The sequence below is a fragment of the Halomonas meridiana genome, assembly GCF_009846525.1.
Taxonomy (GTDB): domain Bacteria; phylum Pseudomonadota; class Gammaproteobacteria; order Pseudomonadales; family Halomonadaceae; genus Vreelandella.
Window position 1 is genome coordinate 2967261 of sequence record NZ_CP024621.1, and the last position, 18616, is coordinate 2985876.

The following is an 18616-nucleotide window of genomic DNA, read 5'->3' on the forward strand; positions in this document are numbered from 1 at the left end:
CTTTCGCTCAGGTTCAAAAAAAGTAGTGTGGCCGGATGCAACCCGCGCCACGGGCGGGCATAATACGCCCGCTTGTTTTTCCCCCTACTGCGTAGTGCGGGGCCGCTCCATGCACAGCGGCTGCGTCAGCACGGTAACAAGTGTTTATCGGTTCCGGCGCTGGATCGTCGGGGTGTCTTCATCTGCCATAGGGAGGTTCGGACGTGTCAGATAATCTCCGACTCCACGGGTTCAACAACCTGACAAGCTCGTTGAGCTTCAATATTTACGACATCTGTTACGCCAAAACCGAGGAGCAGCGTGCGGCTTATATCGACTATATCGATGAGCTCTACAACGCCGAACGTTTGACGCAGATTCTCAAGGACGTGACCAATATCATCGGCGCCCACGTGCTGAATATTTCACGCCAGGATTACGAGCCGCACGGTGCGAGCGTCACCATCCTGATCGCCGAGCACGAGCTGGATGACCCCACGCCGGGTCAAACCGAGCCAGGCCCGGGCCCGCTGCCTGAAACCGTCGTGGCGCACTTGGACAAGAGCCACGTCACGGTGCACAGCTATCCAGAATCCCACCCGGACAACGGCATCAGCACCTTCCGTTTGGATATCGACGTGTCGACCTGTGGTCATATCAGCCCGCTGAAAGCGCTGAACTACCTGATCCATAGCTTCGACTCCGACATCGTGACCATGGATTACCGCGTGCGCGGCTTCACGCGGGATGTGGACGGCAAAAAACTGTTCATCGACCACGACATCACTTCGATTCAGGACTACTTGGCAGAAGACACCAAGCAGGCCTACCAGATGATCGACGTGAACGTGTATCAAGAGAACATGTTCCACACCAAGATGCTGCTCAAGGACTTCGAACTGGATAACTACCTGTTCGGCACCTCGCGCCGCGACATCACCTTCGAAGAAGCGCGCGACATCGAAAGTCGTCTGCGCAAAGAGATGCTGGAGATTTTCTACTCCCGTAACTTCGACTGAGGCACGGCCTGCAGCCGCGTCGATGCCAATGAAAAGCTGCCCACGGGCAGCTTTTTTCTTACCTATACGGGCTAACGCTAGTAAACGCCCTCTTCACCCTCCGGGCGGGTCTTGAACCGTCGATGCAGCCACAGATACTGCTCTGGGTGCTTACGAATCGCCCGCTCGATAAAGGCATTCACCCGCGTGGCATCGGCCATTTCATCACCACTGGGGAAATCTTCGAAGGCAGGCAAACACTCGATGGTGTAGGTGTGATTATCCGGGTTGCGGTGGAACATCAGCGGCACCACAGGAGCGCCCGTCATGCGGGCGATTTTCGAGGTGAGACGAATCGTCGCCGCCTGCTGACCAAACAGCGGCGCAAAGACGCTGACATCGCGACCAAAATCCTGATCCGGTGAGTACCACACGATATGCCCCGCTTTGATGCGGCGTACCACGCCGCGCAAGTCATGGCGATCGATGGCTTGGCCAAAGATGCGTGAACGCGCACGGGTCATGAAGCGCTCGAACAGCGGGTTGTTATGGGGGCGGTAAACCACATCCGCCGGGAAAAAAAGCGAGTGTAACGCCCCGCCTAGGTCCAGCGTCGAGAAGTGGATACCCACCACCAGCACGCCTTTGCCCTGGGCTTTGGCGCGTGCAAGGTGCTCTTGGCCGTGATAGGCCACTCGATGACGCAGCCCTTCGGCATCCCGACACCAGCCGGTTGCGGTTTCGACCAAACCAATCCCGTTGGCAATGAAGGTCTCTTTGACCAGTTGGCGCTGCTCATCGGCACTTTTTTCTGGAAAGCAGAGCGCGATGTTCGTGGCGGTGATGTGCCGACGACGCTTTACGAAGCGCCACGCCAGCAGGCCAATCGCTTTCCCCACCCAGAGCTTCACGCGCCAGGGGAGCCATGCGGCCACGTACATCAGGCCAATCGCCAGCCATGTCGGCCAGTAACGAGGGTGCGCAAAGGAGCGCGGATAAGACGCTTTAGACATACCGATAACCGTTTAAACGTGAGCCCCATGATAACGCCGTGGGGCTCTAGGCAGCACCCCCGTCAGCAGCGTATAGCTGATGGTATCGCAGTAGCGAGCCACTTCATCCACGGGCAACACGGCACCGTTGCTGGCCGCTCCCCATAGCACCACGTCACTGCCAATGGCCGCGTCAGGGACGTCGGTCACGTCCACCGTCAGCATGTCCATGGAGACCTTACCGGCAATCGGGCAGCGCTGGCCGTTGACCAGTACCGGCGTGCCATCGACGGCATGACGGTCATAGCCATCGCCATAGCCTGCGGCAACCACTGCAATGCGCGATGGGCGTGCTGCTTTCCAGCGCCCGCCGTACCCCACCTGTTCGCCGGTATCGAGTTCGCGCAGCGCGATGATCTCTGAGCGTAGCGACATGACCGGACGTAGCTGGCGGGTGATGTCGTTGGCCACTTCCAACGGGTCGCTGCCATAGAGCATCACGCCGGGACGGTTCCAATCCCCATGAGCGGCTGGCCACGCCAGCGTTGCCGGGGAGTTGGCCAAACAGAGCGGCGCTTTCAGCTCGGCCGCCAGTCCTTGCAGCACGCGCATCTGGCGGTTGAAGTAGCTGGGATCTTGCGCATCGGCATTGGCAAAGTGACTCATCAGATGCAGCGCCGTCACTTGAGGCGCATCGACCAGCCGCTGCCACACGCTGGGCGCTTGCTCCGGCGAGAACCCCAGCCGGTGCATACCGGAATCCACTTTCAGCCACACGGGAATTGGCTGCCGAGACGAATAGGCCAGCAGCGCCTCCACCTGCCAGGCGCTATGGACGCTGATCCAGAGGCGGTGCTGGTCGACCAGCGCCAGCTCTTCAGCGCTGAAGATACCCTCGAGCAGTACGATGGGCGCTTGGATACCGCCTTCTCGCAGGCTCAGCGCCTCTTCGATGCAAGCCACGGCAAAGGCCGGCACGTCGGCTTCAAGCGCGCGAGCGCAGGCCAGCGCACCGTGACCGTAAGCATCGGCTTTGATCACGGCCACTGAGCGGCTTTGCGGGGCGCAGCGGCACGCCAGCTGATAGTTGTGACGCAGCGCGTCCAAATCAATATGGGCCACTAGCGGGCGCATAGCGTTCTCACTCTCCAATTGACTGTTTCATTGACTCTTTTCGTCACTCTGTCCGTCACGCGTTCATTCACTCAGGCTCAGATGGGCAGTGGCTCAGCCGGCTCGCCACATTGGGACGGTCAGCGGCCCAACAGCGGGGGGTGAAAAACCGTCTGCCCAAAAACAGCGCACCGAGTGGATAACTCGGTGCGCTATGGGTGTTGCCTTTGTTAACGTCGCTAAGCTCGGCCAGAATGGCTGACGTACCGCACGACCCTGGATTAACTCTCGAAAATCGCGTCGAGGGAGAGTCCCTGTTTTTCCAGCGAGCGGCGCAGCTTCTTTAACGCTTCTACCTGAATTTGGCGCACCCGCTCACGGGTGAGACCAATCTCCGCGCCAACCTCTTCCAGCGTCGCGGCTTCGTGGCCGCGTAGACCAAAGCGGCGTACCACGACCTCGCGCTGTTTTTCGCTCAGCTCATCCAGCCAATGGTCCACGTGCTCACGCACGTCGCCATCCACCAAACACGCTTCCGGACCGAGGACTTCGTCGTCAGTGAGCGTATCGATCAACGGCTTGTCGCTGTCACCGCCCATGGGGTAATCCACCGACGACACTCGTTCGTTGAGCCCCAGCATCTTCTTGACCGTCTCGACCGGCTTGTCGAGATGCTCGGCGATCTCCTCGGCGGTCGCTTCGTGATCCAACTTTTGCGTCAGCTCACGAGCAGCGCGCAGATAGATATTGAGCTCTTTTACCACGTGAATGGGCAGGCGAATGGTGCGCGTCTGATTCATTAGCGCACGCTCAATGGTCTGACGAATCCACCAGGTGGCATACGTAGAGAAGCGAAACCCCCGCTCGGGGTCGAACTTCTCGACGGCACGGATCAAACCAAGATTCCCCTCCTCGATCAAATCGAGCAGCGTTAAGCCTCGGTTCAGGTAGCGTCTGGCAATCTTGACCACCAGGCGCAGGTTAGATTCGATCATCCTGGAGCGACCAAGCGCATCGCCCTTGCGTGCCAGGCGGCCGTAATACACTTCTTCTTCCGGCGTCAGCAGCGGAGAAAAGCCGATCTCGTTAAGGTAGATCTGTGTCGCATCCAAGCTTTGAGTCGATTGACGGTCTTCACGGCCCAGCGCTTTTTCAAACGCATCCTCCTCGGCCGTAACGTCGTCGTCGGCGTCGTCCAACGCCTCCTCAACTTCATCCAGGTCAATCTCCTGTAGGTCCTTCTCCAGCATACTCATGGTCATACCCCCGTGGTCTCGCCTATCCGCCATGTAAAAAAGTAAGGGTGGTCGCACTCCCTGTGCGCGTGCACCTTATTGTTATATGACGCCCTGGTTCAGCTATTCGGGTACTCCTAGCAGGCATCACTCTACACCTGCCAAGGGATGGCTAGCGAGATGGCAGATAGTCCAACGGATCTTGCGGCTGGCCATCGCGGCGCACCTCAAAATGCAGTTTGACGGCATCTGCATCGCTATCGCCCATCGTGGCAATGACTTCTCCTGCCTCGACGACATCATTCTCTTTGACGTTCAAGCTATCATTATGTGCATAAGCACTGAGAAACTGATCGTTATGTTTCAGTAGTATTAGGTTACCGTAGCCGCGCACGCCGCTACCGGCGTAGACCACGATGCCCGGGCCTGCAGCACGAACAGGTTGCCCCTTTTGCCCGGCGATATCAATCCCGGCGGTGATGCTGCCTCCTTGCCCGAATTCACCGGTCACTTGGCCATCGGTGGGCCAACGCCAGTCGATGTTTTCGGCCGGCGTGAAGGTCCGTGTCGAACGATCGGTGCGGGCCGTCTGCGTAGGCTCAGCGGCAGGCGCTGGTGCGGCGGCCGGGGTCGGCTCAGGTTCCGGCTCTGGGGTAGGCTCGGGCGCGGGTTCTTGTTCAGGCTGAGCGCTTGGCGTCTGAGGAGCTGCCTCCTCAGACGGTTCGGCAGCGGCAGCGACTTGTTGAGACGCCTCGACCGCCGTGCGCTCGGCACGCTCTGCCGTCAACCGCTGGTTGCGCTCGATGGCGCTCTCGTCCGGCAGCAGCCAGTCGAGCTCTTGGTCATTGCTCGCCACGGCGGTGGCTTGGGGCTGTAGCCCCGTGGCTACGGCACCGCTGGTGGCAGCGGGGGACCCGTTGCCGCCAGACGACGCCGCCACGCCTCCCGCGCCTTCCCGCAGCGCGATGGTTTGGCCGGGGTAAATTTGGTAGGGCGCATCGATATTGTTGATGGCGGCGAGCTGGCGATAGTCCAGATTGTGCTGCCATGCGATGCCGTAGAGCGTATCGCCCGCTTTCACCGTGTACTGCGGCGCGTTCTCCACCGCGCGCCGAGCGTCGCTCAAGTCGCGCACCTGGGGGGTGTTGGACTGCTGACTGGCACAGCCACTCACCGCCAGTGCGAGTACCGTCATCATGAAAACCTTACGCATGCAAACCCTACTCCTGTTCAACGCCGTGCTAGCGATCAATGGAATGACTGTCTGTTGAGTGATGCTGGGCATGAGTGGTCGCGCGACGGTTGAGTGCTACGACGAGTAGCGCGCCGACGACCATCAACGTTATCACGCCAGTTACCTGCGCCGACGCCCCTGTCAGCACGGCGTAATCGCTGGGTAACAAATAGCGGTAAGCCAGCGGAATCATCTGCCCATCAGGACCTAACTGGTAGCGTAACAGCTCCCGCCAGGGCCAGAGAACCGGCAGCGAGCCGATAATGAAGCCCAGCAGTAGCTGCAGCGTTGCGCCATGATACCGCCGTAGCAGCCATGACAGCAGACGCGACGAGAGCGCCAACCCCACCACACAGCCCATTCCAAACAGCATGATAATACCGATATCGAAGCTGCGAATAGCCCCCATGATGGTGCCGTAGAGCCCCATGGTCAGCAGTAAGAAGCTGCCCGACACCCCAGGCAGCAGCATGGCGCTGATCGCTATGGCCCCCGCCACGATGACGACCAGCGACTCGTTCCCCACCATCAGCACTAGCGGCATCATTCCCGGCAGCAGCTTGGCCAGCATCAAACCAATGAGCAGCGGCAGCAAGTACCACATTTTCCACCGCTCACCGGCTTGACCGACGACCAGTGCCGACGCGGCAACCAGCCCAAAAAAGAAGCCCTCCAGCAGCAGCGGATAGGCCTCCATCAGCCACAGCGCGAGATGGGCTACGCTGACCAAGCTCACCGCCACGCCCGACAGCAGGGGGATCAAGAACGCTACGTTCAGATGCCGCGCCAGCCCTGTCCAGCCGCCGCTGCGCCAGGCACCGAGAGCGCTGGGACCAAACTGCTTGATGGTATTGATGAGTTCTTCATAAATACCGGTGATAAAGGCAATCGTGCCTCCCGATACGCCGGGAACTGCATCGGCAGCGCCCATCCCGGCGCCTCTTAAAAACAGTCCTAGGGGTCGACGCTTCAATCCACCACTCCTTGCAATAAAGGTACGAAGCGCACGGGTTCTAGTCGGCGCTTTTCAAAGGCGGAGCCAATCCGCTTGATTTGCGTCAGCCACTGGCTACCGTCTGACGCTTCTAACGGTGCGATCATCACACCATCGGGACGTAACTGCTCGAGCAGCGCTTCCGGCAGCGTTTGCGCACAGGCGGTGAGCAGAATGACATCGAAAGGCGCCGCCTCCGGCCACCCCTCACCGCCATCCGCCACGGCCAGGGTGGCCGGTGCCTGCAGTCGCCACAACCGTTCGGCCGCGCGCTCGTGCAGGGTATAGATTCGCTCCAGGGAGTAAAGCGTTTCTACCAAACGCGATAGGATCAGGGTTTGATAACCTGAGCCGGTTCCCACCTCCAGCACGCGACGTGGCGAGGCGCGCAGCACCAATTCCGTCATTCGCGCCACCGTCAGGGGCTGCGAAAGCGTTTGACCGAAGCCGATGGGCAGCGCGGTGTCTTCATAGGCGCGGTGGGCAAGCGCTTCATCGACGAATAGATGACGCGGCTCGCTGGCCATGACGTCCAGCACACGCGGGTCGCTTACGCCCTGCTGCACAAGGCGCTCGATCATACGATCTCGGGTGCGCTGAGACGTCATACCACTACCGCGCAGCTCCCCAGGGGACAGATCAGGCAAAGGCATCCAACCAATCCTGCACATCGCGACGAGCCGGGTGGCGCGTTAAATCGGTTTGCAGCGGCGTGATCGATACATAGCCTGCTTCGATGGCGGCAAAATCGGTATCCTCGCCGTCATCCGCATTGGCGGCGACCGGCGCAATCCAGTAGCGCGTCCGCCCCCGGGGATCCTGTACGGGTATTGGCTTTTCTGCTGGCCCGCGATAGCCCAGGCGAGTGACCTTCACACCTTTGATCGCTTCCCACGGCACGTCCGGCACGTTCACGTTCAGGAGCGTGCGCGGCGGCAGCGAGAGCTGGTCGGCAGCGCCGATCAAGCTCGCGGCGAATTTGGCCGCCGTGGCAAAGTGCTGGGTGCCGCATAGCGACATGGCAATGGCCGTCATGCCGAGGTTACGTCCTTCCATTGCGGCGGCTACCGTGCCCGAGTAGAGTACGTCATCACCCAGATTGCTGCCGTGATTAATACCCGACATGACCAGATCCGGCCGCTCGTCCCACACGCCGTTGACACCCAGGTAGACACAGTCCGCGGGCGTGCCATCGACACTGTAAAAGCCGTTTTCTAAGGCGCTCAGCGACAGCGGACGCGACAGCGTGAGCGAATTGCTCGCGCCGCTGCGGTCTCGATCCGGGGCGACCACGCGAAGATGGGCGTGGGGCAAGAGCGCATCATACAGCGCGCGCAGGCCGGGAGCGTGAACACCGTCATCGTTGGAAAGCAGCAGTCGCCGCATCAGAATCTCCTTACCTCAGCATCATGCCGTATCGGGATGATGAATTAGTTCGCCAATCACCGCCGTGGCAAAGCTACCACGGGGCAGCGCGAATGAGAGTAGCACGGCCTCTTGCTCGAACGTGGCCTGGGGTGCGATCAGCCGGGCACGCAGCGCACGTTGGCCGCGTTTGACGCCACTCTGTTCGAGCCCAGCGCACAGCGCAGGGTGCTGGGCCGCCAGTTGCGCTTCGTAGCGGCCAGCGTCACCGCCGGCCGCCTCCCCCACGCCCCATAAGACGCCCGTGGGGTGAACATCCAGCGCGGCGGCACGCGCCACTAGGCTCTCCTCGACGTCATCGATGGTAAAGACGCTTTGGGTGCCGTCGAGCATGAGCGTATCGCCTGCAATGGGCTGGCACCAATTGTCATCCGCCAGCCGAGCGCTCAGCAGTTCGTTGAATAGAAAGCTGCGTGCCGTGGAAAGCATCATCCCCTGGCGGTCGTCCCGTTTACGCCAACCTTTGGCCAGCACGGCAGCGGCGCGCTGCAAGTTGCGCGCTCCGGCGCCGAAACGCTGGTGGCCAAAATAGTTGGGCACCCCCTGGGCACAGAGTGCTTCCCAGCGCGGGAGTAAGGCGTCTGGCCGAACCGCTTCACCGCTCAGGCGCAGCGTGAAATGGTTCGTACGGTGCACGCCCCGCTTCAATTTACGCGGATGGCGCGCCTTGGCCAGCACCGTGATGCCCGCCGCGCCGAGGGCGGCGGATAAATTCTCAGGCGCTTCGCGACCAGGCAAGTGAACGCTCAGCCACTGGCGCGCCACCGCCACGCGATCTTTCATGCCGGAGTAGCCGATATCGCGCGGGGTGACACCGCACAAACGGCTGAGCAGTTTCACCACATCTAACGTGGTTTGATTGCGCTTTTCAAGACGTAGCCACAGGTGCTCACCGTGGGCTTCCGGGGTGAAATCAAGCTGCTCATCGACGATGAAATCTTCCGGCTGCGCGCGATACTGGCCGGGGGCGGGCGCGCCCAACGTGGGCGTCAAGCTGCGCTGCCACGCGGGGAGGTTAAGCATTCGACGCCTCTTGCGCGGCCAGCAGCACCACCGCTTCGGCGGCGATTCCTTCCCCTCGTCCGGTAAAACCAAGACGCTCGGTCGTGGTGGCTTTGACGTTGACCTGCCCCAGCGTCACGCCCAGTGTCTCGGCAATCGCGGCGCGCATGGCCTCGATATGCGGCGCCATTTTGGGGGCTTGTGCCATGATCGTGGCGTCCAGATTCACGACCTCGAACCCTTCGCTCCGCACCAGCGCGACCACATGACGAAGCAGGCCGCGACTGTCCGCGCCCTTCCATGCCGGGTCGGTATCGGGAAAGTGGCGGCCAATATCGCCTAGCGCGCAGGCACCGAGCAGCGCGTCGCTAATGGCGTGAAGCAGAACATCGCCATCGGAGTGGGCAACGAACCCATGGTCGAACGGCAGCTTGACGCCGCCGATCATCAAATGATCACCCGGCCCAAAGCGGTGTACATCGAAGCCGTGGCCAATTCGCATTAGAAACTCCTGTTACTCGTGCTGCGCTGGGCAGCCATGATGGCAGCGGCCAGCGCTAAATCGTCAGGGTGGGTGACCTTCATGTTGTCGCGCCGCCCGCTGACGAGCTTGGGGGCCTCCCCCAGCGCCTCGACGGCGGAGGCTTCGTCCGTGACCACGGTGCCCTGCTGCTGGGCCTGGGTCAGCGCGTGATGCAGCAGCGCATAGCGAAACCCCTGTGGCGTCAGCGCGTGCCACAGGCCATCGCGCGGCTCGGTAGCGTGGCTCAAATGATCGCCCCGGTCGCGTTTCATGGTGTCAGCGACCGGCATGGCCAACAAAGCCCCACCCCGGTGGGCCTGGGCCGCATGATACAGAGCGCGAAGATCGTCGCGGGTGATGCAGGGCCGTGCGACGTCATGGACCATGACCAGATCGTCGTCATCGGCGGCCATGGCCTGCAGGGCGTTCACGACGCTGTGCATGCGCTCTTCGCCCCCAGGCACCCGCTGCCACTGGGCAAACGGCACCCAGTCTGGCTGAAACCAGCGATCCTCGGGATCCAAACAGAGCACTAAACACGCCTGCGGAAAGGCGTCATGCAAACGCGCCAAAGTATGTGCCAAGATCGGTTGGCCCTCCAGATGGAGGTACTGCTTGGGCTTGTCGGCCCCCATGCGCTTACCCTGCCCGGCAGCGGGCACGACGAGCCAGAGTCGCGACGTCATGGGTGCACGTCCTCACCTTCGTCTGGCGGAATGACCCCAGGCTGAGCCACGAGCCCGGCATGGATGCCGACCAGCTCATTTTCGATGGCCACGCCCGGTACCCAGAAAAACTGCTCGTCGGTACGCACCATGCCCATATCGCTGCGGGCCCGCTCTTCGATGGCATCCAGCCCGGTTTTCAAGTCGGTGACCTCCGCCGCCAGCCGCGCATTGCGCTCACGCAGCGGGTCGTTGGCAGCTTCCTGAATGGCGACCCGCTGCTCTACCTGCTGCAGGTCCTGCCAGCCGCCGTTTCCCAGCCAAAGCTGGTACTGCAGCAACCCCAGCACGGCCAGCAGCAGGCCTACGAGCCATTTGTGCATCACGGACATCCTTTGTGAAAGCGGAAACGGCGCGCATTATGCCATTAAGGGCTGAGTCCAGCGAGCCGCGACGCGGTGGGAGTTACTTAAACGGTAACGCCTCTTCGGCGGCGTGGCGATAGGCCATGATATGGACACCCTCTTGCTGACAAAACTGCGCCACGCCAGCGGCCAGCCCCGGGTGTGCCACATAGTGCAGCGAACGCACCCGTTGGGGGGCAAAGCCTCGCACGAGCTTATGTTCGCCCTGGGTGCCAGGGTCGAACAGCGTCAATCCTTTGGCCAAGCAGGCGTCGATGCCCTGGTAGTAACAGGCTTCGAAGTGCAGGCAATCGGCCACGACTTCGCTTCCCCAGTAACGGCCATAGAGCGTGCTCCCTCCCTGAAAATAGAGCGCTGCAGCGACGGGGCGCCCCTCCAGCCGAGCCTGCACCAGCATCAGCGCCTCGGGCATCACTTGGCGCAACCGTTCGAAGAAGGCGTGATTGAGATAGGGCGGGCGTCCGCGTTCGTGGTAAGTGATGGTGTAGCAGCGGTAAAAATGCGCCATGTCCACTTCGCTGATCTCCGCGCCTTCCAAGCGGTGCAGGGTGATCCCCTGGTCGGCCACTAAACGCCGCTCGCGCTTGATCATTTTCCGCCGTTTGGCGGTGAGGCTGGCAAGAAAACCGTCGAAATCACCGAAACCGCGATCCCGCCACTGAAACTGTACGCCTTCCCGAGCGATCAAGTCCGGACAGTGGCGCTGCCACGCCTCGACCTCCGGCTCGTCGGCAAACAGCAGATGCCAACTCGACAGCGCCATGGCGTCACACTGCTCCCGCCAGCCCATCGCCAACTGCGCTCGAACAGCGTCAGCATCGGCCTCGGGAGCGATCAAGGTGCGCGGACCTGGCACTGGCGTGAAGGGAATGGTGCTCAGTGCTTTCGGATAATACTTCCCACCCGCACGCTCCAGCGCCTCGGCCCACCCCCAGTCGAACACGTACTCTCCGTAGGAGTGATGCTTACGATACATTGGCAGCGCACCGACCAGCGTCTCGCCCTGCCAAACACATAGATGACAAGGCTCCCAGCCGGTCTCCGCGCTGACAGAGCCGCTAACCTCCAGCGCATGCAAAAAGTCGTGACGCAGGAAAGGCTGATCGTCACGCACGAGCGCATCCCACTGACTTGCCGCAACGGCCTCAATGGCAGGTAGAATGGAGAAGGAGAGCGGACGTAGAGGCATAACATCTCCCGGGCACACTGGCACAAATGGCGGATGGCTTACTGTACCACTCCGGCCGCCTATGCGTATGAACCGCCTTCATTTATCAACCAGCGGGGATGCTGGGCAGAAGTGCGCCAACACCGCTCACAAGCACGCTGTACCGACACCCGTGACTCCAAGGAGAGGCTATGACTCGCGACTTGACGGATAGTTTACAGGCGCAGCGCCAAGCAGCCGGCCCCGCGCCTTTTCCAACGCTGGCCGTTCGTCGTGAACGCTTGGCACGCCTCGCCAGTATGACGAAACGCCACCAGCAGGCGATCGTACGGGCCATCCAGCGCGATTTTGGTCAACGCAGCGAGACCGAGATCCACCTGGCCGAGATCATTCCGGTACTCCACGCAGCGCGCCACGCCCGCCGACACCTTTGGCACTGGATGCGACCTCGCCGCGCGGGCGTTCCTCTGCGGCTCTGGCCCGCTCGCGCCCGCATTGCCCCGCAGCCGCTAGGCGTCGTGGGCGTGATGTCTCCCTGGAACTACCCATGGAGCCTCAGCTTGATGCCGGTCATCGATGCGTTGGCAGCGGGCAACACGGTCATGCTCAAACCCAGCGAGTTGACGCCCCACACCAGCGCGCTGCTCGCCAAGCTGGTGCCTCAATACTTCACGCCAGAGGAGTTCTGCGTGATTCAGGGCGGAATCGAGGTGGCCAGAGCGTTCAGCGCGTTACCGTTTGATCATTTGGTGTTTACGGGTTCGACCCACGTGGGCCGTCAGGTGGCGATGGCCGCCGCTGCGAACCTTACCCCCGTCACCTTGGAGCTGGGCGGTAAGTCACTGGCACTGGTGGCCAGCGATGCGGATCTCGACAGCGCCGCCGACGCGATTATCTTCGGTAAGGGTTTCAACGGCGGACAAACCTGTATCGCGCCGGATTACGTGATCGTGGAGAGCCGCCGCTTGGATGCGCTGACCCATGCCCTGGAGCGTGCCATTCGCCGCCAGCGACCCACAGACATCGAGGCGACCGGCTACGTCAGTGAGGCCCACCGGGTGCGGATCGACGCATTACTGAACGACGCCCGTGACCACGGCTGCCGCGTGATCGAGCATGGCGACCATGCACCGGCCCTCGTGATCGATCCGCACCAGCGCCTGCCATTGATGCAAGAAGAGATTTTTGGACGTGCGCTGCCTGTCATCAGCGTCAAGCGAATTGACGACGCCGTGCGGCTGATCAATCAACGTCCCCACCCTTTGGTGCTGTATGCCTTTACACACCAGACGACGCTGCAGGAAACCCTGCGCCGCGGCACCCGCTCCGGCGCGCTGGTATTCAATGACACCCTGATCCACCACGCCGTCCCTTCGCTCCCCTTTGGCGGCGTGGGCGAGAGCGGCAGCGGCGCGTATCACGGTCGACACGGCTTCGAACGGTTTAGCCATCTTCGCAGCATGTTTTACCAGTCCAAGCGCCCTAGCAGCCGCTGGCTACGACCGCCTTATCATCGCTGGCTGCTAAAATTACTTCGCCTTGGCTAAAGCTAGCGGGCTAATGTCCGATACTTCTCTAATACGTTTTTTTCATAAGCCCCTCACGTTTAGGAAACGCCATGCAAGCCGCCGAGCGACCGGAGAATGAATCACAGCGCCTGACAGCCTTGCATGCGTTACGCATCCTCGATACGCCCATCGACGACGCTTTCGAGCAGCTGACCCAGCTTGCCTGCGATCTCTTCGACGTTCCGACCGCGCTGGTGTCGCTCGTGGACGAGGAGCGTCAGTGGTTCAAATCGCATCATGGGCTTGATGCCTGCGAAACCCGTCGCGAGATCTCCTTTTGTGCCCATGCGGTCGCTGCCAATACGCCGTTGGTCATCGAAGATACCGGCGATGATCCACGCTTTGCCGACAATCCGCTGGTGCAAGGGATGCCCCATATCCGCTTTTACGCCGGACATCCGCTCAGACCCACCGGAGAGCTGGCCGTGGGCACCCTGTGCTTGATCAGCGACCGGCCTCGCACTTTCTCGGCGCGAGACAGGCAGATACTGGCTCGCTTGGCAGGACAAGTGGACGAGCTGCTACGCCAGCACCAAATGCGTCATACCCTCTCGCAGGTCACCCGGCGTTACGAGGCGTTGTTCAATGAGAGCGCAACCGGCATCGTGCGTATCGACCGCGAAGGCAAAGTGCTGGGCATCAACCCCTATGCGCTCACGATGCTGGGCTATACCAAACAGGAGGTCGTTGGCCGTAACGTCTCGATGCTAACACCGCCTACAATTCGCGCGGAGCACGACCACTTTATCGCGCGCTTTCTGACGGGCAGCGACCCCAAGGTGATCGGTCGAGGCCGGGAAGTGGAGGCGCTGCATAAAGAGGGGCGTCTCGTCCCCGTTCATCTTGCGGTCAACGCCATTCACAACGAACAGGACGAGGTGGTGGAGTTTCTCGGCATTCTCACTAACCTGAGCGATGTGTACGACGCCAACCACCGAATGCATAAAGAGCAGAGCCTGTTGAAGGTGCTGCACCAGGGAATTACCGACTACCAAGCCTTGATGTCCGGCGAGCAGCTGTGGTCCTTCCTCATGGAAGCGCTGCGTGAGCTGACCGACAGCGATTATGCGCTGATTGGCGAAGTACTGCCGACGAGCACCACGAACGCCCTCAAAATTCACGCCATCACCGATCTCTCCTGGAGCGATGAATCGCGCCATTTGATGGAGCAGCTACGCAGCGGGGATATGAGGTTGACCAACCCCGACTCGTTGCTGGGACGCGTATTCGCACACGGCGACGTGGTGATCACCGACGACGTGTATCACCACGCTCAACGTGGCGGCTTCCCTCCCGGCCATCCGCGAATCGACAACTACTTGGGTGCGCCGATTTTCAGCGGTGATAAGCTGATTGGCATGTTCGCCATTGCCAACAGCCAGCAAACGCTCAGCCAGACGCTGTTGGATTGGCTGCAGCCGTTTACCGACACCTGTGCCCTGCTGATCAATTTGTACCGGCAGATGGCCGAGCGTGAGCAGGTCACCCGGGATCTTGCTGCCGCTAGAGATCAGGCCGAACAGGCCAATAAGGCGAAAAGCGAGTTCCTGTCGTCCATGAGCCACGAGCTGCGCACACCGCTTAACGCCATCCTCGGGTTTGCACAGCTACTGGGCAAAGGGCGCCGCGACCCGCTCAGCGAGAAGCAGCAGCGCCAGGTCAATCAAATCGAAAAGAGCGGGCAGCACCTGCTGAGCTTGATCAACGAAGTGCTTGATTTGGCCAAAATCGAGTCAGGCCACATGACGCTCTCCATCGAGCCCATTGCAATGGAGGGCGTGATCGACGACGCCTGCAGCACGCTGGAAGCCAGTATCGATGCCGCCGGGCTGACGCTTCAGCGCCCGCCGCTGGCCAAGCCATGGCAGGTGGCCGCTGACTACACCCGTACCAAGCAGGTGCTGCTCAACCTGCTCTCCAACGCCATCAAATACAATCGCCCGCAAGGTTCGATACGGATGACCGTCGAACAGCAGGGCAGCGAGCTGTGCGTTCGCGTGACCGATTCTGGGTATGGCATCGCGCCGGAGCGCCAACACGAACTCTTCGAACCATTCAATCGGCTCGATGCCGAGCATGGCACCATCGAAGGCACCGGTATTGGGCTGGCGATCACCCGTGAGCTGGTGGAGCGCATGCGGGGGCAGATCGGTGTGACGAGCACGCCTGGGCAGGGCGCCACCTTCTGGTTCACGCTTCCGCTCACCGAGGCCAGCCCCCCGAATGAATCATCGGTGGCGAGAACGCTATCCAACGCCGCGGCGAACCCACGTCGCCTACACCTGCTGTATATCGAAGACAACCCCACTAACCAGCGTTTGATGGAAGATATCATGGAGGATTTTGATCAAGTGCGGCTGCAGACCGTCACCAGTGCCGAGCTGGGGCTCGACATCATGCGCCACTCTCCCCCCGATTTGGTGCTGATGGACATTCATTTGCCCGGCATGAACGGCTATCAAGCGCTGGATGCGATTCAGCACGATCCGCGATTGCAGCATATTCCGGTGGTGGCACTCTCCGCGAACGCCATGGAGCGCGACCGAGCGCACGGTTTAGCCGCTGGGTTTGCCGACTATCTCACCAAGCCGATTGATATCGACCAACTCTCCTCGACACTGAGTCGCTACGTATCGGCAGCCTCTGTCACAGAAACACCAAGGAAGGCGCCATGACGTTTATGAACAAGTATCTACTGGTAGTGGATGACAACAGCATCAACGTCGAGTTACTGCTGGACCTGCTGGACGACCAGGGATTCGACAATGTGCACGGCCTCAGCGACCCGCGGCTTGTGCTGGCGCACTGCCAAGCGGCACTCCCCGACCTGATCTTGCTCGACATTCGTATGCCCTACCTCGATGGCTACGGCGTCATGGAGCAGCTGCAGTCAACGTTTGCCGAACATACGCCGCCGGTTATCGTGCTGACCGCACAAATCGATGACGAAACGCGTCACCGAGCGTTAAGCATGGGAGTGCGCGACTTTCTGACCAAACCCTTCAAGCATGACGAAGTGCTGCAGCGGATACGCAACACCCTAAGCGTGGAGCATCGCTATCAGGTGCGCGACAAGCAGGCCGAAACGCTTGAGCAAATGGTCGCCAAGCGCACCGAAGAGCTGGACCGCCAGTCGCGTACCGACCCCATCACCCAACTACCCAACCGGCGGGCGCTAACGCAGTACCTGGCCGACGCGGCGCGACAGGGCCGCCCCACGGGGCTGTTGTTCATCGCGCTGGATCACCTCGATGATGTCGTCCGTTTACATGGCTACGGCATTGCCGACCAGCTCATGGTGCATATCAGCCATCGGCTCGACGATCAGTTGGAAGCGAGCAGCACGCTCGGGCTGTGGGGCGGCAGCGAGCTCTTGGTGATCACCCCAACGGCCGAGCTGAGCGAGCTGCGCCAGTTGGCCTCGCGACTGCTGAGCTGCTTCGAGCACGATCAAACCTTGGGCGACCTGCTGCTACCGCTGAACGCCCGCATCGGCATCAGCTGGTCTCAAGGCCATTTCAAGACCGAGCGCTTGGTGCACATGGCCGCCCTGGCGCTGCCGCAAAGCGGCTCACTCAGGCTGCAAAGCTACAACGAAACCCTGGAAAACCATCAGCGCCATCGGCTGCATCTGCAGCAGGCCATTCGTGGCGCGACCCAGCGCGGGGAAATGTCGCTCGCCTTTCAGCCCAAGCTCTCGCTCGAGACCCAGCGCGTGATTGGGGCTGAGGCGCTGCTGCGCTGGCATCACCCAGAGCTGGGCCACGTCTCTCCCGGCGATTTCATTCCGCTGGCAGAGGCGAGCGGTGATATCCTCTCGATTGGCGAATGGGTGCTGGAAGAAGCCATGCGCTATATTGCCGACTGGCGGGCCAAGGGGCTGCTGGACGACAATTTCCATATTGCCGTGAACGTGGCGGCGCGCCAGCTGGCGCGTAAGGACTTTGCCGAAAACCTGCTAGCTCGCCTGGCCAAGCACGGCATACCGGAGCGTTTTTTCGCCCTGGAAGTCACCGAGTCGGGCCTGCTTAGTGATATGCACAATGCGCGCATTCAGCTAGCGCAACTGGCCGAGGTGAACATAGCCGTGGCCATCGATGACTTTGGTACCGGGCACTCGTCGCTGGCATATGTCAAAACGCTGCCGTTCTCGACGTTGAAAATCGACCGTGCCTTCGTCATGGACATCGAAAAAGATCCAATCGACCGGCATCTAGCGCTCACCATCACCCAGCTTGCCCATGCCGTGGGCTGCGACGTGGTGGCCGAAGGCATCGAAACCGCCGCCCAGGCCGACTACTTACGTTCAATTGGTTGCGAAGCTGCACAAGGGTATTACTATGCTCGTCCGCTGCCCGCCGATGAGTTCTATCACTGGTGCAGGGAGTGGACACCCCATTCACATCTAACGCTTGCCACGGAGTCAGTTAATGGCGCATGACCTGCTAGAACGCTTACGGGAACGCTTGGAAGAATTGAACCGCTCTGAGCGTAAAGTCGCGAACGTCATCTTGGAAGATCCCGCAGCGGCCACCAGCCTGAGCATCGCCAGCCTCGCCCAAGCGGCGAGCGTCAGTGAGCCTACCGTCAACCGGTTCTGCCGTAATTTCGGCGCCAAGGGCTATCCCGATTTCAAAATCAAACTGGCCCAAAGCCTAGCAGGCGGCACGCCTTATGTAACCCGCGCCGTCGAACCCGGCGATACCGCCACGCAGTACACCCATAAAATCTTTGGGGCGACCATTGCCGCGCTTGATGAAGCTCAGCGGGAAGTGGACATGGCGGCCGTCGAGCGGATGGTGGATTATCTGACGCAAGCCAAGCAGATTCACTTTTTTGGGTTGGGGGCATCCGGCGCCGTCGCGCAGGACGCCCAGCATAAATTCTTCCGCTTCAACCTGCCGGTCATGGCGTACGTCGACGTGCTGATGCAGCGCATGGTGGCAGCGGCCTGCCATACCGGCGATGTGGTGGTGATCATCTCCTACACCGGGCGCACGCGTGAGCTGGTCGACATTGCCAAGGTAGCCAGAGAGGCTGGCGCCGTGGTGTTGGGGATTACCGCGCCAGACTCTCCGCTCTCGCAGGAGTGCACGGCCACGCTGGAAGTCGCCACTCCCGAAGATACCGACCACTACATGCCGATGACTTCGCGGGTCATTCAACTTACGCTGATCGATGCTCTCGCCACTGGGGTGACGCTTAGGCGCGGCGAAGATTTCTTGCCGCACCTAAAAAAGATCAAGGACAGCCTGCGCGATACTCGGTTTCCAGTGGAAAAACCCACCAAATAAG

Annotated in this window: 17 protein-coding genes; 5 read left to right on the forward strand and 12 right to left on the reverse strand. The window is 60.9% G+C overall.

The window, feature by feature from the left end; all coding sequences use genetic code 11:
• Nucleotides 1-203: 203 nt before the first annotated feature.
• On the forward strand, nucleotides 204-998 hold the full coding sequence (gene speD / locus CTT34_RS14160) for an adenosylmethionine decarboxylase (protein ID WP_159343004.1): 795 nt from the start codon (nucleotides 204-206) through the stop codon (nucleotides 996-998).
• 77 nt (nucleotides 999-1075) lie between these two features.
• Here the strand turns inward: speD and lpxL are convergent, their stop codons facing one another.
• The 12 genes from lpxL to CTT34_RS14220 form a co-directional block, all read right to left on the reverse strand.
• Nucleotides 1076-1990 carry an LpxL/LpxP family Kdo(2)-lipid IV(A) lauroyl/palmitoleoyl acyltransferase gene (lpxL, locus tag CTT34_RS14165; RefSeq protein ID WP_159343005.1) on the reverse strand — a complete coding sequence of 305 codons (915 nt, stop codon included), beginning with the start codon at nucleotides 1988-1990 and terminating at the stop codon, nucleotides 1076-1078.
• A 12-nt stretch (nucleotides 1991-2002) separates the two neighbouring features.
• Complete coding sequence (alr, locus tag CTT34_RS14170; protein WP_159343006.1) at nucleotides 2003-3103, reverse strand: alanine racemase; 1101 nt, start codon at nucleotides 3101-3103, stop codon at nucleotides 2003-2005.
• 260 nt (nucleotides 3104-3363) lie between these two features.
• Nucleotides 3364-4338 (reverse strand): RNA polymerase sigma factor RpoS, encoded by a 975-nt coding sequence (rpoS, locus tag CTT34_RS14175; RefSeq protein ID WP_159343007.1) that lies wholly within the window; start codon nucleotides 4336-4338, stop codon nucleotides 3364-3366.
• Between the two features lie 151 nt (nucleotides 4339-4489).
• Nucleotides 4490-5530 carry a peptidoglycan DD-metalloendopeptidase family protein gene (locus tag CTT34_RS14180; protein WP_159343008.1) on the reverse strand — a complete coding sequence of 347 codons (1041 nt, stop codon included), beginning with the start codon at nucleotides 5528-5530 and terminating at the stop codon, nucleotides 4490-4492.
• A gap of 28 nt (nucleotides 5531-5558) precedes the next feature.
• Nucleotides 5559-6524, reverse strand: coding sequence for a DUF368 domain-containing protein (locus CTT34_RS14185; protein ID WP_159343009.1), 966 nt, complete (start codon nucleotides 6522-6524; stop codon nucleotides 5559-5561).
• Nucleotides 6521-7198: a protein-L-isoaspartate(D-aspartate) O-methyltransferase gene (locus tag CTT34_RS14190; protein WP_159343010.1), complete on the reverse strand. Its 678-nt coding sequence runs from the start codon at nucleotides 7196-7198 to the stop codon at nucleotides 6521-6523. The genes CTT34_RS14185 and CTT34_RS14190 overlap by 4 nt, the downstream gene beginning before the upstream one ends.
• Entirely contained in the window at nucleotides 7185-7931 is a 747-nt protein-coding gene (gene surE, locus CTT34_RS14195; RefSeq protein ID WP_159343011.1) for a 5'/3'-nucleotidase SurE, read from the reverse strand. Before surE ends, CTT34_RS14190 begins: the two co-directional genes overlap by 14 nt.
• A gap of 21 nt (nucleotides 7932-7952) precedes the next feature.
• Nucleotides 7953-8993: a tRNA pseudouridine(13) synthase TruD gene (truD, locus tag CTT34_RS14200; protein WP_159343012.1), complete on the reverse strand. Its 1041-nt coding sequence runs from the start codon at nucleotides 8991-8993 to the stop codon at nucleotides 7953-7955.
• Nucleotides 8986-9474 carry a 2-C-methyl-D-erythritol 2,4-cyclodiphosphate synthase gene (gene ispF, locus CTT34_RS14205; protein WP_159343013.1) on the reverse strand — a complete coding sequence of 163 codons (489 nt, stop codon included), beginning with the start codon at nucleotides 9472-9474 and terminating at the stop codon, nucleotides 8986-8988. The genes truD and ispF overlap by 8 nt, the downstream gene beginning before the upstream one ends.
• Nucleotides 9474-10181, reverse strand: a complete 708-nt coding sequence (gene ispD, locus CTT34_RS14210) for a 2-C-methyl-D-erythritol 4-phosphate cytidylyltransferase (RefSeq protein ID WP_159343014.1) — start codon at nucleotides 10179-10181, stop codon at nucleotides 9474-9476. Before ispD ends, ispF begins: the two co-directional genes overlap by 1 nt.
• Nucleotides 10178-10543 (reverse strand): cell division protein FtsB, encoded by a 366-nt coding sequence (gene ftsB / locus CTT34_RS14215; protein WP_159343015.1) that lies wholly within the window; start codon nucleotides 10541-10543, stop codon nucleotides 10178-10180. The genes ispD and ftsB overlap by 4 nt, the downstream gene beginning before the upstream one ends.
• Before the next feature lie 82 nt (nucleotides 10544-10625).
• A complete protein-coding gene (locus CTT34_RS14220; protein WP_159343016.1) occupies nucleotides 10626-11774 on the reverse strand; it encodes a GNAT family N-acetyltransferase in 1149 nt (382 codons plus the stop codon).
• Between the two features lie 170 nt (nucleotides 11775-11944).
• Here CTT34_RS14220 and CTT34_RS14225 point away from each other — a divergent pair, with 170 nt between their 5' ends.
• From CTT34_RS14225 to hexR, 4 genes are all read left to right on the forward strand, one after another.
• Nucleotides 11945-13300, forward strand: coding sequence for an aldehyde dehydrogenase family protein (locus tag CTT34_RS14225; protein ID WP_159343017.1), 1356 nt, complete (start codon nucleotides 11945-11947; stop codon nucleotides 13298-13300).
• A gap of 71 nt (nucleotides 13301-13371) precedes the next feature.
• Entirely contained in the window at nucleotides 13372-15996 is a 2625-nt protein-coding gene (locus tag CTT34_RS14230) for an ATP-binding protein (protein ID WP_159343018.1), read from the forward strand.
• Complete coding sequence (locus CTT34_RS14235) at nucleotides 15993-17762, forward strand: EAL domain-containing response regulator (protein WP_159343019.1); 1770 nt, start codon at nucleotides 15993-15995, stop codon at nucleotides 17760-17762. Before CTT34_RS14230 ends, CTT34_RS14235 begins: the two co-directional genes overlap by 4 nt.
• Complete coding sequence (hexR, locus tag CTT34_RS14240; RefSeq protein ID WP_159343020.1) at nucleotides 17752-18615, forward strand: transcriptional regulator HexR; 864 nt, start codon at nucleotides 17752-17754, stop codon at nucleotides 18613-18615. The genes CTT34_RS14235 and hexR overlap by 11 nt, the downstream gene beginning before the upstream one ends.
• Nucleotide 18616: the final 1 nt, after the last annotated feature.

Excerpts from the sequence above, each read along its gene's own strand:
- lpxL (WP_159343005.1), bottom strand. The coding sequence starts at position 1,990 with ATGTCTAAAGCGTCTTATCCGCGCTCCTTTGCGCACCCTCGTTACTGG.
- alr (WP_159343006.1), bottom strand. The coding sequence starts at position 3,103 with ATGCGCCCGCTAGTGGCCCATATTGATTTGGACGCGCTGCGTCACAAC.
- rpoS (WP_159343007.1), bottom strand. The coding sequence starts at position 4,338 with ATGAGTATGCTGGAGAAGGACCTACAGGAGATTGACCTGGATGAAGTT.
- CTT34_RS14180 (WP_159343008.1), bottom strand. The coding sequence starts at position 5,530 with ATGCGTAAGGTTTTCATGATGACGGTACTCGCACTGGCGGTGAGTGGC.
- CTT34_RS14190 (WP_159343010.1), bottom strand. The coding sequence starts at position 7,198 with ATGCCTTTGCCTGATCTGTCCCCTGGGGAGCTGCGCGGTAGTGGTATG.
- surE (WP_159343011.1), bottom strand. The coding sequence starts at position 7,931 with ATGCGGCGACTGCTGCTTTCCAACGATGACGGTGTTCACGCTCCCGGC.
- truD (WP_159343012.1), bottom strand. The coding sequence starts at position 8,993 with ATGCTTAACCTCCCCGCGTGGCAGCGCAGCTTGACGCCCACGTTGGGC.
- ispF (WP_159343013.1), bottom strand. The coding sequence starts at position 9,474 with ATGCGAATTGGCCACGGCTTCGATGTACACCGCTTTGGGCCGGGTGAT.
- ispD (WP_159343014.1), bottom strand. The coding sequence starts at position 10,181 with ATGACGTCGCGACTCTGGCTCGTCGTGCCCGCTGCCGGGCAGGGTAAG.
- ftsB (WP_159343015.1), bottom strand. The coding sequence starts at position 10,543 with ATGCACAAATGGCTCGTAGGCCTGCTGCTGGCCGTGCTGGGGTTGCTG.
- CTT34_RS14220 (WP_159343016.1), bottom strand. The coding sequence starts at position 11,774 with ATGCCTCTACGTCCGCTCTCCTTCTCCATTCTACCTGCCATTGAGGCC.
- CTT34_RS14225 (WP_159343017.1), top strand. The coding sequence starts at position 11,945 with ATGACTCGCGACTTGACGGATAGTTTACAGGCGCAGCGCCAAGCAGCC.
- CTT34_RS14230 (WP_159343018.1), top strand. The coding sequence starts at position 13,372 with ATGCAAGCCGCCGAGCGACCGGAGAATGAATCACAGCGCCTGACAGCC.
- CTT34_RS14235 (WP_159343019.1), top strand. The coding sequence starts at position 15,993 with ATGACGTTTATGAACAAGTATCTACTGGTAGTGGATGACAACAGCATC.
- hexR (WP_159343020.1), top strand. The coding sequence starts at position 17,752 with ATGGCGCATGACCTGCTAGAACGCTTACGGGAACGCTTGGAAGAATTG.